This is a genomic window from Pseudomonas sp. GP01-A4 (genome assembly GCF_058780865.1).
On the sequence record NZ_JBYSWF010000003.1, the window covers coordinates 64,771 to 79,040 of the forward strand.

Genomic DNA, 14,270 nt, shown 5'->3' on the forward strand with positions numbered 1-14,270 from the left:
TGGGGGCTATCTGAAAGGAGTGTGACTACATGGTAGTCGTACCATTCGGATAGTTGCCATAGCCTGAAGGTTTATACGCGCATTGATTTCCCACCTGCTTTCCCATGACGGGCATGCCAGAATATGGCGCTTAGCCACTTAGGGAACTCAAGGATGAAAACGCTGTGTGCTGCGCTGTTGTTGATGGTTGTCACCGGGCTGGCTCAGGCCAGTGAGGTGAGGACCGGCTTCCAGGAAATTGTGATTCCCGACGCTGAACACGGCAGGCCGTTGCAGGTGGCGGTGTGGTACCCGACCGATGCCACCGGCACGCCACAACTGATCGCCGACAATCCGGTTTTCTACGGCGCGCCGGCCTTGAAGGACGCCGCACCGGCCGCCGGCGAGCATCCGTTGGTGGTGATCTCCCACGGCATCTTCGGCAACTGGATCAACCAGTCCTGGCTCGCCAGCGCGTTGGCCGGGCAGGGTTACATCGTCGCCTCGCCCAACCACCCCGGCACCACCAGCAAGGACCGCACACAGCCGGCCGCTTCCGAGCTGTGGAAACGGCCCCTGGATATCCATCGGGTGATTGATGCCGTGATTGCCCAGCCGAAACGCTTCGGCGCGGTGGCCCAACGCAAGATCGCCGTCGTCGGGCACTCCCTCGGTGGCTGGACCGCACTCGAAGTCGGCGGTGCCCGCTTTGATCCGCAGCGCTTTACCGAGGACTGCAAGTTGCATCCGGAAATTGCCCCTTGCAAGGCCTACGAACAACTTGAGGTTGGTCGCACCGAGCAGGCGAGGCAGCGACTGGCCGGTGACTTGAGCGACCCGCGCGTGGCGGCCATTGTTTCCCTGGACCTGGGATTCGCCCGCGGCTTCAGCGATGCCAGCCTCGCGGCGCTGAACCGCCCCACGCTAGTGATTGCGGCGGGCACGCCGTCGCCGGAATTGCCCGCCGCACTCGAGTCGGCCGACTTGGCCAAGCGCCTGCCGCAGAAGACGTCGCGCTACGTGGAAATCAGCGACGCCACGCACTTCAGCTTCCTGCCCCTCTGCAAGCCGGGCGCGGTGGAGCGGATTGAACAGAGCGACCCCGGCGAAGGCTTTATCTGCCTGGATGCCAAGGGTGCTCGTCCCAAGCCGCAGATCCAGCAGCAGGTACTCAGCTTGATCAGTGAGTTTCTGCAGCAGTCACTGCGCTAGCCGTCAGATGTCCTTGGACAGCACCAGGCTCGCGCCCTTGCGGCTGAGGAACCGCAGGTAGACCAGCCCGATCACGACCCAGGCAATCCCGAGCTTCTGTGCCTGCAGTCCCATGTTGAACATGATCGCGAAGGTGATCACAAAGCCCAGCACCGGCGTGATCAGGTGCCGCCACACATTGCGCGACTGCATGCGCCGCCAGTAGTAGTTGATCACGGTGATGTGCAGGATCATGAAGCCGCTCAGGGCGCCGAAATTCACCAGTGAGGTGAGGGTGTCCACGGTGTCGATGAAGAAGTAGCAGATGACCAGCGACAGCACGCCCACCAGGTAAATGCTCAGGTATGGCGTGCTGTATTTCGGATGGACCCTGGCCAGGATTCCCGGAAGCTTGCCATCCCGGGCCATGCCGAACAGCAGTCGCGACACTGCTGCCTGCGAGGTGATGGACACCGCCACACCCCACGCCAACGCCGTGGCAATCGCCGTCAGCGAAGCCAGCCAGCTGCCGCCGGCAATGGCTGCAATTTCGTAAAAAGCCGAGTCGGCGGACGTGAAGCCCATGCCTGCCGCAAGGTCGGTTGCCAGCCAGGTTTGCGCCACGAAAATCGCGCCCATCACCAGCAAACTGATCAGCGCGGCCCGGCCCACACTGCGCCCGGCATCGCCTCTGGTTTCTTCCGCCAGGGTGGAAATCGCGTCAAAGCCCAGGAACGACAGCACCGCGATTGAAACGCCCTGCATCAGCAACCCAAAGTTGAATCCTGTGGGGTTGTACAGCGGCGCCAGCGTCAGGTGGCCGTTGCCGGCACCCCCGTGCAGAGCCTTCCAGGCACACACTAGGAAAATCCCCAGCACCACCAGTTGCGCCAGCAGGAACACGATGTTCATGCGCGCGGTAAACGTCATACCGCGCAGGTTGACCAGGGTGGCACTGACCAGGAACGCCAGGATAAATGCGGTCTTCGGAATCTCGGGGTACAAGTGGTTCAGCGCAATCGCGGCATAGATATACAGCAACGGCGGGATCAGCAGGTAATCGAGCAACAGCAGCCAACCGGCAATAAACCCGACACCTGGATTCAGCCCGCGCTGGGCGTAGGAATACACCGAGCCGGCAATCGGGAACGCCCGCGCCATGCTGCCGTAGCTCAACGCGGTAAACAGCATTGCCACCATGCCGACGATATAGGCCAGCGGTACCATGCCGGGCGCTTCGCTGTTCACATAGCCATACACGCCAAAGGGCGCGATGGGGATCATGAAGATCATCCCGTAGATCACCAGGTCCGTAAGGGACAGGCTGCGCTTCAGTTCTTGTTTATAGCCAAACTCTTCAATTGCCATGATGGGGTACTTCCGTATGAAGTAAGGCGAATGCGCAGCCGCCAAAGCGGCCGAACATGTTCTTGAACCCGGCAGGTTAAAAGACGCCCAGGCGGTTTTTTTATAGTTGTAAGACCGGTCCAGCCAACAGCAGCTACAGCAGTGGAGCCAGATAGTCCGCCCATGACTGCAGCGCATGGGGCGTTCGCAGCAGGTCGTTCCTGACCTCCAGCAGCACGGCCTCAATGCCGCGCTGATCACCGTGGAACGGCACGGTCATGTCACCGAGCACATCCACTTCGTAAGGCTGGTTGGCGGCAACGTTCAAGCCCTGGGCGGCCAACCCTTGCAGAATCCCTTCGGCATAGGCGGCGGCGCCGGCAAACAACACGCCGGCCTCGAGCGGGCGGGGTTGGCCGTGGTAAATCGGGGTGAAGCTGTGGACGGCCACGATGCGCACTTCGCGACCTTGCGCCAGTCGCGCATCGATCAGGGCGCTCAAGCGCTGGTGAAAGGGTGTGAACAAGCGCTCCTGGCGATACTGGCGAACGATGTCAGGAAGTTCCCGGTTGCCTGGCACGTCGTAGATTTCGCTGCGTGGCGGAATGCTGTCGGGGGCTTCCAGCGGGCGATTGAGGTCGATCAGCAAGCGCGAATAGGCGGCCGAGATCAACGTGGCATCCAGGGCCCTCGAGAGTCGTTCCGCCAGTTTCAGCGCACCGATGTCCCAGGCGATATGCTCCTTTGCCGCTTCATCGTTCAGGCCCAGGGCGTTCAGTTCCGTGGGGATGTAGGAACTGGCATGTTCGCAAACCAGAATCACCGGGTGCTCGGACTCTTGCCGGCTGACCCGGTATACCGGTTTCTTGAACAGGCCGTGTTCGGGGGAATCAGTAAAGGCGGGCATAGTGATCACAGAGTTCGGCAGGCGTCAGTTTTTCGGTGGATTTGAGCTCTTCGGCTTTCAGGGCGAAGTAGGCATCCATCAGCAGTGGCGGCAATTGGTCCAGCAACTGCGGGTTGTTGCGCAGGCTGGCGAGGGCGTCTTCTAGGGTGTCGGGCAGGGCGAGGATATGCCGCGCCTGGCGTTGTTCATCGCTCATGGACTCCGGGTCTTCATCGGAGGAACTGTCCAGCGTGAGCTTTTGCTGGAGGCCCAGGCGGCCGGCAATCAGCACGGCGGCCATGCTCAGGTGCGGTGAGGCGGTTGCGTCCAGCGGGCGGAACTCCAGGTTGTATTGCCTGGCCGGGGACTTGCCGCCGATGGTGATGGTCGGGCAAATCCGCAGTGACGCTTCGCGATTGCGCTGGCCCAGGTTGGCGTAGGACGCACTCCAGTGATGAGGCTTCAAGCGCAGGTAGGAAATCGGCGTGGGCGCGCTGAAGGCGCATAACGCGGGCAGGAATTTCAACACGCCCGCCGCCCACTGCCGGCCTTTTTCGGACAGCCCGTTGCTGCTTTGCGCGTCGTACATCACCGCGTTTCCGGCTGGATCCTGCAAGCTGATATGCAGGTGCACGCCGTTGCTCACGCCATCGGCTTCGAGCTTGGGCGAGAAGCTGATATCCAGGCCCATCTGGCGCGCGATTTCACGGGTGATCTCCCGCACATTCACCGCGCGATCGGCTGCGGCCACACCTTGAGTGGGACGGCAGGTGACTTCGTATTGCGCCTTGCCATACTCCGGCAAAAACATCTCCGGTTCGACGCCGGCCGCCTTCAGCGCGCTCAACAGCCAGCCGCCGAAAGACGCGGCGTGATGCTGGGCGGAAAGCGAGAAGGCATGGTGAGCGTTGTCAGGGGCCTTGTAGCCGAGGTTGAACTCATGTTCGAACGCGGCAGTCACCTCAAGCCCCAGCTCGTCGCGATAACGCTGGATCTCGTTGCGCAACATCGTGCGCGGGCAGGCCGCCCAGGGCTGGCCGTCGGTTTCGCAGATATCGGCGTGGATAAAATCCAGGCCCGGCGCATTGGCGTCCGGGCCGTTGGGCACCTGCACGCGGGCATTCATGTCCGGGATCAGGCGCAAATCGCCGCAGGAGCCCCAGGGATTATTCTCCGCTACCCGGTCCTGAGGCGTCAGCGCACTGTTGGCCGGCACCCAACCCACACCGGCTTGCTGATAACTCTCAAGCTCGTCCGTGGGAAACGAACGTCCGCGAGTCACACCAATCAGGTCGGTGGTGACGATAGTGGTCATTGCCGTTGGCTGGATCAGGCTCACGGGCGCAACTCCTGCAAACGGTTGATCACGGTTTGGGTGTCGGTGATCCAGCAATAACCCTTGATCGCCTCGAGGCACGCGTGATGCCGTTCGAAGGTGTAAGTGGCGCAGGCATCTTCGATCAGGGTCACCAGATAGCCACGGTCTGCGGCGTCACGCACGGCCATGTCGACGCACTGGTCGGTAACGATGCCGGCGATGATCAGGTGCCGGGTTTCCAGATTGCGCAGCACGTAATCGATGTTGGTGGAGTTGAAGACCCCGGACGACGTCTTGGGCAGCACGATTTCATTTTCAATGGGCGTCAACTCGTCAATCACGCCGGCCTGGTAGCTGCCCTTGGGCAAATGCATGTCCGACAGCTTGTGATCCAGCGAGCGATCGCGGCCATCCGCCGTGAGGCTTTCGATGATGGTGTGCAGCACGTTTTGCCGGGCTTCGCGCACCGCATTCAACAGCCGGACTTGATTGGGGATCACCGTTTCCCGAGCACGACCCAGGAAATATGCTGCGTGCGGGCCCTGCAAATGCGGGTCGAGTGCCGGGTCGAGCCAGGCACGTTGCATGTCCACCAGCAGCAAGGCGGTGTTGCCCGCGGTGAACGGAAGATCGCGGGGCGAATGATGGGGGAGCGTGAACATTGTTATTTTTCCTCCAAAAGGTGAGCGGCGAATTCCGTGCGAAGGGCATCGATCCCTTCCAGGCGGGCATCCAGGCCATTGCTGTGTTGTGTGAGGGTGGCGATCAGGGCTTCTACCTGCGCGAGGGCGGGCACCATCGTGTCAAAGGCCGACACCGATTCCACTGGGGAGCTGATGATCAAGTCGGCCAATTCCCGCAGCGGCGAGGCATAAATGTCGGTGAACAACACCACCCGCGCGCCCCGCGCCTTGGCGGCGGTTGCCACGCGCAAGGCCTGGGTCTGGTAGCGGCGGTAGTCGAACAGCAGCACCAGGTCCTGGCGCTGGATGTCATGGATTCGGTCGGGTAACTGGGCGTTGTCTTCCAGGGAATGACAGCCCGGACGCAACAGGCGCAAGTGATTCACCAGGTAGCCCGCGAGAAAACTGCTGAGCCGGCCGCCGAAGCAGAACACCTGGTGTTTGGTATCCAGCAGCCATTCGGTGAGTACGCGCACGTCTTCGGGTTGGGTCAGGGCCTGGGTTTCCTGAAGGGCGCGGTTGCAGTCGTGCAGGTAAGTGGCCCAGGCGTTATCCTGGGACGAGTGCGCCCGGGGTTGCAGCAGGGTGATTGGGGACCGCAGGCGGTGGTCCATTTCGCTGAGCAAGGCGTCCTGGAATTCGGCATAGCCACCGAAGCCGAGCTTCTTCACCAACCGCATGATGGTCGGGTCGCTGACCCCGGCGTGTTCGGCCAGGCGCGCCATGGAACCGAGGCCGCTGCGTGGATAGTGGTCGAGGAGGGCACGGATCACCTTGCGCTCGGAAGGCGTAGGGCTGAGTGCGGCGTCGGTGAGTTTGTCACGTAGGTTGGTCATATCTCGCCTTGTTGTTTTTGCTACGGCTTGGCGAGAATGAGTGTATTGGTAGTAAATGCTACATGTAAAGGCAGATTTCGGCTGTTTGTTGGAAACACTACAGGGATATGGCTTGACCTGTAGCGAGGGAGCTTGCTCCTGCCGGGGTGCTAAGCGCGTCCAAAGAAAGGACCGCTACGCAGTCCAACGGGAGCAAGCTCCCTCGCCACAATGGTATTTGCATTGGATCACTTCCCCACCCGCCCCGGAATGGCCACCCGACTTGTCGCCTTCACCTCCCGCAACGCCAGGCTCGACTGAATCGACGCAATCCCCAATTGCCGCCGCAACACGCTCTCTACAAAATCGCTGTAGGCATCCAGATCCTCCGCCAGCACCTGCAGCAGATAATCCGCATCCCCGGTGATCTTGTGGCACGCCTGCACCTGCGCCAGTTCCTTGATCACCGCCTCAAAATCTTCCGGCGTATGGTCGGAATGCACGGCAAACCGCACATGCACAAACGCCATGATCTCCAGGCCCAGCATCCTGCGATCGAGGTTGGCCTGGTAGTCCTTGATCACGCCTTCCTCCTCCAGCCGCTTGCGCCGTCGCCAGCATGGAGTGAGGCTCAGTGACAGCCGCTCGCTGAGTTCGGCGTTGGAAATACTCGCGTCTTCCTGCAGCAAGGCGAGGATGGCGAGATCGGTGTCGTCAAGTGCGACCTGTCTGGTTTTATTTTTCTTCATGGCGGCTCTTTGGGGTAAAAATTCCCGATTACGCTAGCATCGGCGCACGTAAAAGCAAAGAAAGCCCACCGCAGCCAGAACAAAATAATCACCTGTCTTTCACGGGTGGATGTCTTTCATGTTGACTGTTTTCAGCGACTCTCATCGTTTGCACCATGGCACCGAACTCAAGGATGGCGTGCTCAAGCCGTCCTTCGAACAACCCAGCCGCGCCGACACGGTGCGTGATCGGGTCAAGCACGTTGGGCTGGGCGATATCATCGTGCCGCGCACGTTCGACCGGGCCTGTTACGTCAATGCCCACAGCGAACGCTACGTGTCCTTCCTGGAAACCGCCTGGGCCGAATGGACGGCGATTGGCCGTGCCCATGACGCCTTGCCGCTGGTGTGGCCGGTGCGGGACCTGGCCAATGAGCAGGTGCCGGAATTCATCGACGGCAAGCTCGGGTTTTTCGCGATGGATGCCGGTTCACCGATCACCAGCACCACCTGGGAAGCGGTGAAGACCAGCGCCGATATCGCGCTCACCGGCCTGGCATTGATTGATGAAGGCCACAACAGCGCCTTCGCCCTGTGCCGGCCACCGGGCCACCATGCGGCGCGGGAATACATGGGCGGTTATTGCTACCTGAATAACGCAGCCATTGCCGCGCAACAGGCGATCACCCAAGGCGCCAAACGGGTCGCGGTGCTGGACGTGGATTTCCACCACGGCAACGGCACGCAGAACATCTTCTATGACCGCAGCGACGTGATGTTCGTCTCGCTGCATGGCGATCCGTCCGTGTCGTATCCCTACTATTCGGGCTTCAGTGCCGAGCGCGGTGCCGGGGCGGGCGAGGGGTTCAACCTGAACTACCCGCTGGCGAAAAACACCGGGTGGAGCACCTACAAAGAAGCGTTGCTCGACGCCTGCAATCAACTCAGAACGTTCTCGCCGCAAGTGCTGGTGATTTCCCTCGGCGTCGACACCTTCAAGGACGACCCCATCAGCCATTTCCTGCTGGAAAGCCGCGACTTCCTCGGCATCGGCGAGATCATCGCCAGCGTCGGCGTGCCCACGCTGTTTGTGATGGAAGGCGGCTACATGGTCGATGAAATCGGCATCAACGCGGTCAACGTGCTGCACGGTTTCGAGAACAAACACGCCTGACCCCGATGCCATTCCAACAATAAACAACGCCTGACTTTTTTCTGCCAAAACTCAAAAACATAACAAGAGGTTTTGTGATGAAAACAACCGTGCCCGGGCTGATTGAAAAGCCCGCTTTGCAACGCACCCTCAACAACCGCCATATCCAACTGATGGCCATGGGCGGTGCGATCGGCACCGGCCTGTTCATGGGCTCGGGCAAGATCATCGCGCTGTCCGGCACCTCGATCATCCTGATCTACATGATCATCGGGCTGTTTGTGTATTTCGTGATGCGCGCCATGGGTGAGCTGCTGCTGTCCAACCTGAACTTCAAGAGCTTCGCCGACTTTGCCGGTGCCTACCTGGGGCCGCGTGCGGCGTTTTTTCTTGGCTGGTCGTACTGGCTGAGCTGGAGCGTGGCGGTGGTGGGGGATGCGGTGGTGGTCGGGGGCTTTTTCCAGTACTGGTTCCCGCACATGCCGGCCTGGATACCGGCGATTGCAATGCTGCTGACCCTGTTTGCCTTGAATGTGCTGACGGTGCGGCTGTTCGGCGAGGTGGAGTTCTGGTTTGCGATCATCAAGATCATCGCCGTGGTGACCCTGATCAGTGTGAGCGTGGTGTTGATTGCCAGCTCGTTTGTGTCGCCCACCGGCGTCACGGCTTCCCTGAATCATTTGCTGGATAAACAGGCGGCGTTTCCCAATGGCGTGTTCGGCTTCTTTGCCGGGTTCCAGATGGCGATCTTCTCGTTTGCCGGTACCGAGTTGATCGGCACGGCGGCGGCCGAAACCCGGTCGCCGGAGAAGACACTGCCCAAGGCAATCAACTCGATTCCGCTGCGGATCATCCTGTTCTACGTGCTGGCCTTGGCCTGCATCATTGCGGTGACATCCTGGGAGCAGGTGTCCCCCAGCAAGAGCCCGTTTGTCGAGCTGTTCCTGGTGGCCGGCTTTCCCGCCGCCGCCGGGATTGTGAATTTCGTGGTGCTGACCTCAGCGGCTTCTTCAGCCAACAGCGGGGTGTTTTCGGCGAGTCGTATGTTGTTCGGCCTGGCGGACCTGGGAGACGCACCCGGCATATTCCGACGACTGTCGAAAAACAGCGTGCCGTTTATCAGCCTGGCGTTTACCACCTTCCTGATGCTGCTGGGCTTGTTGCTGCTGTTTATAGTCCCGGAAGTGATGACGGCCTTTACCATCGTCTCCACCGTTTCGGCGATCCTGGTGATCTTTACCTGGTCGACCATCCTGGCGTCCTACATCGCCTATCGGAAAAAGTGCCCGGAGCTACATGAAAAATCCCTCTACAAAATGCCCGGTGGCGTGCCGTTGGCGTGGGTTTCACTTGGCTTCCTGGCGTTCGTACTTTGCCTGCTGGCACTTCGCCCAGATACCCGCCTGGCCCTTTGCGTGATGCCTGCATGGTTTATGTGGCTGGCGGTTGCCTACCATTTCTCGCATTTTCGCCACCGACTCCAGCCTGATCAACGCACGGCGCTGTAGCGGTTGTCGTACAACTGCAGGCCATTCAACCCTCGAAAAAGGCCGGCTTGTACGGCCTTTTCATGACGGTTTTTTCATCGGTACATGACAAAAATTTCACAATCTGCGCCATCGGCCCCATGCCACAATCCGCAGCGTTTGCAGGGCCGCAACGGTATTCGCTCGAAGGACAGTAAAAAAATAATGTTCACAGGGGCGCAGTAAATGAAACTCTCTACATTAGCGTTGGCCATCACGGCGGCTGTCCTTGCACAACACGCCAGCGCAGACGGCTTTGGTCTTGGCTCACTCGGCACGGGTGACGGCCATAGCGGCTTCCTCGAAGACAGTCATTCTTCGATCAGTTCGCGCACCATGTACTACAACGCCGACGTTCACTCCGGCACGGCGAACGACCTGCGGGAAGCGGCTCAAGTACTGCGTTTCGACTATAAATCCGGTTACACCCAGGGCACCGTCGGCGTAGGTTTCGACGTGATGGCTTTCGGCGCGTTGCGTCTGGACGGTGGCGATGGCCACGCAGCGGGCAATGGCCTGTCGGGTAACGGCAACAGCTTCTTCCCGGTGAAGAACAATGGCACCGAGCCTGCTGACAGCTTCGGTCGCGCAGCCGGCAACGTTAAATTCCGTATTTCCCAGACTGAATTGCACGTGGGCGGTGGTTTGGCGCCGATCCTGCCGATCCTGGTGTCCAACGACAGCCGTGCCGCGCCGCAGACCTTTGACGGCGGTATCCTGACCTCCAAGGACATTCCCAACGTCACCTTCACCGGCGGCGAGCTGAACAAGGCTGAAGGTCGTGCATCTAGCAACTCCACGGGCTTGAGCGTGGCCGGTGCCACTCGCGACAGCGACAGCTTCCGTTTCGGTGGTGTCGACTACCAGCCGTTTGGTTCTTCTGACAACGTCATCGCTAAAAACCTGACGTTGCAGTACTACTACGCCAACCTGGAAGACTTCTACAAACAGAACTATTTTGGCCTGGTCCACGTATTGCCATTGGGCAATGACCAGTCGTTCAAGACTGACCTGCGTTATTTCGACAGCACCAGCGACGGCAAAAACGGTTCGGCCGGCTATGCGTTCAACAACAACGGCGGCTATGCCAAGCACGCCGGTGAAGTCGACAACAAAACCTACAGTGCTGCCTTCACCTATCAGTTGGGCGGCAGCCAGTTGATGCTCGGCCATATCGGCGTGAGTGATGACGGTGGCTTCGTCTGGGTCAACCAGGGCAGCATCGCCGATCCAACCGCCCAAGGCGCGGCCGGTTCCGACTTCTACCTGTTCACCGACGCGGTGGTTGGCCAGTTCTCCCGTGCGGGCGAGCAGGTCAATTTCGGTCAGTACCTGTATGACTTCAGAACCCTGGTGCCGGGCCTGAAAGCCTCGATTGCCTACCTCAACGGCAGCGACATCAAGGCCAAGGTTGCCGGTGGCAGCGATCAGTCGGAACGCGAAACCGATTTCCGTCTTGATTACGTCGTGCAGGAAGGCCCGCTGAAAGGCTTCGGTACTACGTTCCGTACCGGCAGCTACCACGGCCATAACACCGGCACCGCCGACCAGGATCAGACTCGCCTGATCTTCAACTACACCTACGCGCTGTTTTAATCAGTCGTCGGTAACTGCTCCAGATGAAGGCCGCCCATTGGGCGGCCTTCTTTATTTGCGTGGGGTTCCAGGCAGAGCAGGGCGCTATAGTTGTTTTTACACAACGCAACGTTTAATCATGCGCGGCAATTCCTAACCTACAAGTCAAGAAAAGGACCGTTCCCATGAAAGTCAGTGCACGCAACGTATTCAAAGGCCAGGTCAGCCAGGTCCAGGACGGCGCGGTCAACGCCGAAGTGGTGTTGACCCTGCCCGGTGGCGAGCAGTTGGTGGCGGTGGTGACCCTGGAAAGCATCCGCAACCTGGGCATTGCCGTAGGCAAGGAAGCGGTCGCGCTGATCAAGGCGCCGTGGGTGATGTTGATGACTGAGTCCAGCGACATCCGCCTGTCGGCCCGCAACTGCCTGGAAGGCAAGGTGCTGAGCGTGAATGACGGCGCGGTGAATGCGGAAGTGGTGATCGAGTTGGCGGGTGGTTCGAAGGTGTTTTCCATCGTGACCCGCGACGCGGTGGCCGAGCTGGGGTTGAAGCCGGGCGTGAGCGCCACGGCGGTGATCAAGGCGTCCCATATCATCCTGGGCGTTCCGGCCTGATAAAACCCCACTCAACGTAGCAGCTGTCGAGCCCAAGCGAGGCAGCTGCTACGGGATGCCCGGTTGCCACGGCGTTTGTTGTTGAAAAGGGCTATTGCGCTAAGGCGCCAGCCGGGTGAACACATAATCGTGGTTCTTCACCAGCGCCTGATGGCAGGCAAAGCACGTCTCATGCTGCGCCTGGTCCACCGGCTTGCCATTGATGAACCGTCCAAAGCCCCAGCCTCCGGTCGCTGCGTATTTCTTCGAGTCCTTGACCATGAACTGCACGGTGGTCGCCGCGCCGGGAATCGACGCGGTCTTGAACTCGGGCGATTGCACGTGCTTCCAGGCCAGTTTCGCCAGCACGGTGCCGTCGGGGAAGGGCAGCGTGCCGTCGCGGTACGCCTTGAGCGCCACTTTATTGCCCAGCACCACCCGCAGTTCATTCAGCGGGTCGGCTTCCTGGGCCGGCGCGATCAGCTCCCATTGACGGTAGCCGTCGGGAATGGTCACGCCGTAGATCGGCGAAGGCTCGCTGGTAGCCGGGCCGCCAAAGGCGAACCCGGTAGCGGTGGCCACCACGGCAGCTGTTGCAGCGACGAGTGCAGCAAGATGCAGGCGCTTCATCACAGGTGGTCCGCATCGATCACAGCCTTGGCAAAGGCTTGCGGTGCTTCCTGCGGCAGGTTGTGGCCGATGCCGCCGCTGATCAGCCGGTATTCGTACTTGCCGGTAAAGCGTTTGGCATAGTCCTCTGCGGCCGGGTGCGGCGCGCCGTTGGCGTCGCCTTCCATGGTGATGGTGGGTACGTTGATGGAGGGTGCAGTGGCCAGTTTCTGTTCCAGCGCAGCGTATTTTTTCTCGCCCTGCACCAGCCCCAGGCGCCAGCGGTAGTTGAAGATCGATACGGCGACGTGGTCGGGGTTGTCCAGGCCTTTGGCGCTGCGGTCGAAGGTGGCGTCGTCGAATGCCCATTTTGGCGAGGCGATCTGCCAGATCAACTTGGCGAAGTCGTGGGTGTTTTTCGCATAGCCGGCGGCGCCGCGATCGGTGGCGAAGTAGAACTGGTACCACCATTGCAACTCGGCCTTGGGCGGCAATGGGTTCTTGCCGGCGGCCTGGTTGCCGATCAGGTAGCCGCTGACCGATACCAGCGCCTTGACCCGCTCAGGCCACAACGCCGAGACGATGTCGGCGGTGCGCGCACCCCAGTCATAGCCGCCGAGCACGGCCTGCTTGATCTTCAGCGCGTCCATGAAGTCGATCAGGTCGACGGCGAGGGCGGCCGGCTGGCCGTTGCGCAGGGTCTTTGCCGACAGGAAATGGGTATCGCCATAGCCGCGGGCGTAAGGCACCAGCACCCGGTAGCCCTGGGCAGCCAGCAGCGGCGCTACCTCGGAGTAGCTGTCAATGTCGTAGGGCCAGCCATGCAGCAGGATCACCACCGGGCCATCGGCCGGGCCGACTTCGGCGTAGGCCACATCCAGCAAGCCGGCTTTCACATGCTTCAACGGGCCGAGCGCGCTGTGGGCAGTTGCGCTGGCAGCCGCCGGTGCTTGCGCGTCCTGTGCACTGGCGACGCCGAGGGCACCGAACTGCAACAGCGCAAAGGCCAGCAGCGACGCGCCCATCAGGCGGCGGGGTGGGGGGTTCAACTGTGTGTGCATGGTGAGTCTCCGGCGGCGGGTGGTGTGCCTGGCTCACAGTTGAACGTAGTTGTGTATCCCGTCTGTTTCGAGAAAACCCGTGGGTTAAAGGTTTTGTATCGCAGCGGTGTTTGGACACACTGCGATACAAGGTCAGAGGGCCCGCCGGGCCACATACACCAGGCTCGGCGCCTGACCGGGTACATCGTCCAGCTCATCGATGTACTGCATGCCGATTTTCTCCAGCACCTTGATCGACGCTGTATGCGCCGGACGCACCACGCCGTACACCTGCGGCTGGTCCAGTTCGACAAACGCAAACTGCAACGCCGCCCTGGCAATCTCGGTTGCAAAGCCCTGGCCCCAGGCGCTGACCGCAAAGCGGTAGCCCAGGTTGATCCGCTCAACGTCGTTGTAGGGGTACAAGGTGATGCCACCAAAGCCGATCACGCGGTCCGGCGCCTCTAGTGTAGTAATCGCCCATTGGCCAAAACCATGTTCTGTCCAGTGCAGCAGCCAGCGAGCCAGGGCGGCCTCGGCTTGGCCCAGGTCCGTCAAGGGGCCCGCCGGGTTGTAGCGGTTGGTCTCGGGATCGCCATAAATGGCAAATACACTGGCCACATCGTCGGCCGCTGCGGGCCTGAGAATCAGGCGTTCGGTGGTAATCGGGTGGGTATTCATGGGTGGACTCTGATCCTTGGAGCGAGCGAGAAGGTGTTCACCTATATTTATCCTGCTTTCGGCGCTCTAGCACGCTTGATTCAGTTGTTAGGGCTACTGGCAGGATGCCACAATGGCACTTTGTCGCGGCAGTAAGATCAGGCGGA

Annotated in this window: 14 protein-coding genes; 5 read left to right on the top strand and 9 right to left on the bottom strand. The window is 60.6% G+C overall.

From position 1 onward, the window contains the following. Nucleotides 1–153: 153 nt before the first annotated feature. Nucleotides 154–1,191 carry an alpha/beta hydrolase family protein gene (locus AC3WKX_RS03370; protein WP_102604927.1) on the top strand — a complete coding sequence of 346 codons (1,038 nt, stop codon included), beginning with the start codon at nucleotides 154–156 and terminating at the stop codon, nucleotides 1,189–1,191. A gap of 3 nt (nucleotides 1,192–1,194) precedes the next feature. Here AC3WKX_RS03370 and AC3WKX_RS03375 read toward each other — a convergent pair whose 3' ends face one another. The 6 genes from AC3WKX_RS03375 to AC3WKX_RS03400 form a co-directional block, all read right to left on the bottom strand. Next, the gene (locus AC3WKX_RS03375) at nucleotides 1,195–2,538 is read right to left on the bottom strand and encodes an APC family permease (protein ID WP_102604926.1); all 1,344 of its coding nucleotides are present in this window, start codon (nucleotides 2,536–2,538) and stop codon (nucleotides 1,195–1,197) included. Nucleotides 2,539–2,671: 133 nt separating this feature from the next. After that, nucleotides 2,672–3,424: an N-formylglutamate amidohydrolase gene (locus AC3WKX_RS03380; RefSeq protein ID WP_003215178.1), complete on the bottom strand. Its 753-nt coding sequence runs from the start codon at nucleotides 3,422–3,424 to the stop codon at nucleotides 2,672–2,674. Next, entirely contained in the window at nucleotides 3,408–4,742 is a 1,335-nt protein-coding gene (locus AC3WKX_RS03385) for a type I glutamate--ammonia ligase (protein WP_256579787.1), read from the bottom strand. The genes AC3WKX_RS03380 and AC3WKX_RS03385 overlap by 17 nt, the downstream gene beginning before the upstream one ends. Next, a complete protein-coding gene (locus AC3WKX_RS03390) occupies nucleotides 4,739–5,383 on the bottom strand; it encodes a cysteine hydrolase family protein (RefSeq protein WP_003215182.1) in 645 nt (214 codons plus the stop codon). The genes AC3WKX_RS03385 and AC3WKX_RS03390 overlap by 4 nt, the downstream gene beginning before the upstream one ends. 2 nt (nucleotides 5,384–5,385) lie before the next feature. Beyond that, nucleotides 5,386–6,240 carry a MurR/RpiR family transcriptional regulator gene (locus AC3WKX_RS03395; RefSeq protein WP_102604925.1) on the bottom strand — a complete coding sequence of 285 codons (855 nt, stop codon included), beginning with the start codon at nucleotides 6,238–6,240 and terminating at the stop codon, nucleotides 5,386–5,388. Between the two features lie 227 nt (nucleotides 6,241–6,467). Next, nucleotides 6,468–6,968, bottom strand: a complete 501-nt coding sequence (locus AC3WKX_RS03400; RefSeq protein ID WP_102606534.1) for an Lrp/AsnC family transcriptional regulator — start codon at nucleotides 6,966–6,968, stop codon at nucleotides 6,468–6,470. 118 nt (nucleotides 6,969–7,086) lie between these two features. On the opposite strand from AC3WKX_RS03400, the gene AC3WKX_RS03405 reads away from it, so the two are divergent. The 4 genes from AC3WKX_RS03405 (at nucleotide 7,087) to AC3WKX_RS03420 (ending at nucleotide 11,815) form a co-directional block, all read left to right on the top strand. Then, a complete protein-coding gene (locus AC3WKX_RS03405) occupies nucleotides 7,087–8,121 on the top strand; it encodes a histone deacetylase family protein (protein WP_102606533.1) in 1,035 nt (344 codons plus the stop codon). A gap of 77 nt (nucleotides 8,122–8,198) precedes the next feature. After that, complete coding sequence (locus AC3WKX_RS03410) at nucleotides 8,199–9,608, top strand: amino acid permease (protein WP_102650496.1); 1,410 nt, start codon at nucleotides 8,199–8,201, stop codon at nucleotides 9,606–9,608. Between the two features lie 204 nt (nucleotides 9,609–9,812). Next, a complete protein-coding gene (locus tag AC3WKX_RS03415) occupies nucleotides 9,813–11,222 on the top strand; it encodes an OprD family outer membrane porin (protein WP_023658889.1) in 1,410 nt (469 codons plus the stop codon). 164 nt (nucleotides 11,223–11,386) lie between these two features. After that, a complete protein-coding gene (locus AC3WKX_RS03420; RefSeq protein WP_087695062.1) occupies nucleotides 11,387–11,815 on the top strand; it encodes a TOBE domain-containing protein in 429 nt (142 codons plus the stop codon). 99 nt (nucleotides 11,816–11,914) lie between these two features. Here the strand turns inward: AC3WKX_RS03420 and AC3WKX_RS03425 are convergent, their stop codons facing one another. The 3 genes from AC3WKX_RS03425 to AC3WKX_RS03435 form a co-directional block, all read right to left on the bottom strand. Next, the gene (locus AC3WKX_RS03425; RefSeq protein ID WP_003215197.1) at nucleotides 11,915–12,424 is read right to left on the bottom strand and encodes a cytochrome P460 family protein; all 510 of its coding nucleotides are present in this window, start codon (nucleotides 12,422–12,424) and stop codon (nucleotides 11,915–11,917) included. Further along, complete coding sequence (locus tag AC3WKX_RS03430; protein ID WP_102605876.1) at nucleotides 12,424–13,464, bottom strand: alpha/beta fold hydrolase; 1,041 nt, start codon at nucleotides 13,462–13,464, stop codon at nucleotides 12,424–12,426. The genes AC3WKX_RS03425 and AC3WKX_RS03430 overlap by 1 nt, the downstream gene beginning before the upstream one ends. Before the next feature lie 132 nt (nucleotides 13,465–13,596). Then, nucleotides 13,597–14,124 (bottom strand): GNAT family N-acetyltransferase, encoded by a 528-nt coding sequence (locus AC3WKX_RS03435; RefSeq protein WP_102605875.1) that lies wholly within the window; start codon nucleotides 14,122–14,124, stop codon nucleotides 13,597–13,599. Nucleotides 14,125–14,270: the final 146 nt, after the last annotated feature.

Coding starts and splice junctions, on each gene's coding strand:
- AC3WKX_RS03370 (WP_102604927.1), top strand. CDS start 154: ATGAAAACGCTGTGTGCTGCGCTGTTGTTGATGGTTGTCACCGGGCTG.
- AC3WKX_RS03375 (WP_102604926.1), bottom strand. CDS start 2,538: ATGGCAATTGAAGAGTTTGGCTATAAACAAGAACTGAAGCGCAGCCTG.
- AC3WKX_RS03380 (WP_003215178.1), bottom strand. CDS start 3,424: ATGCCCGCCTTTACTGATTCCCCCGAACACGGCCTGTTCAAGAAACCG.
- AC3WKX_RS03390 (WP_003215182.1), bottom strand. CDS start 5,383: ATGTTCACGCTCCCCCATCATTCGCCCCGCGATCTTCCGTTCACCGCG.
- AC3WKX_RS03395 (WP_102604925.1), bottom strand. CDS start 6,240: ATGACCAACCTACGTGACAAACTCACCGACGCCGCACTCAGCCCTACG.
- AC3WKX_RS03400 (WP_102606534.1), bottom strand. CDS start 6,968: ATGAAGAAAAATAAAACCAGACAGGTCGCACTTGACGACACCGATCTC.
- AC3WKX_RS03405 (WP_102606533.1), top strand. CDS start 7,087: ATGTTGACTGTTTTCAGCGACTCTCATCGTTTGCACCATGGCACCGAA.
- AC3WKX_RS03410 (WP_102650496.1), top strand. CDS start 8,199: ATGAAAACAACCGTGCCCGGGCTGATTGAAAAGCCCGCTTTGCAACGC.
- AC3WKX_RS03415 (WP_023658889.1), top strand. CDS start 9,813: ATGAAACTCTCTACATTAGCGTTGGCCATCACGGCGGCTGTCCTTGCA.
- AC3WKX_RS03420 (WP_087695062.1), top strand. CDS start 11,387: ATGAAAGTCAGTGCACGCAACGTATTCAAAGGCCAGGTCAGCCAGGTC.
- AC3WKX_RS03425 (WP_003215197.1), bottom strand. CDS start 12,424: ATGAAGCGCCTGCATCTTGCTGCACTCGTCGCTGCAACAGCTGCCGTG.
- AC3WKX_RS03430 (WP_102605876.1), bottom strand. CDS start 13,464: ATGCACACACAGTTGAACCCCCCACCCCGCCGCCTGATGGGCGCGTCG.
- AC3WKX_RS03435 (WP_102605875.1), bottom strand. CDS start 14,124: ATGAATACCCACCCGATTACCACCGAACGCCTGATTCTCAGGCCCGCA.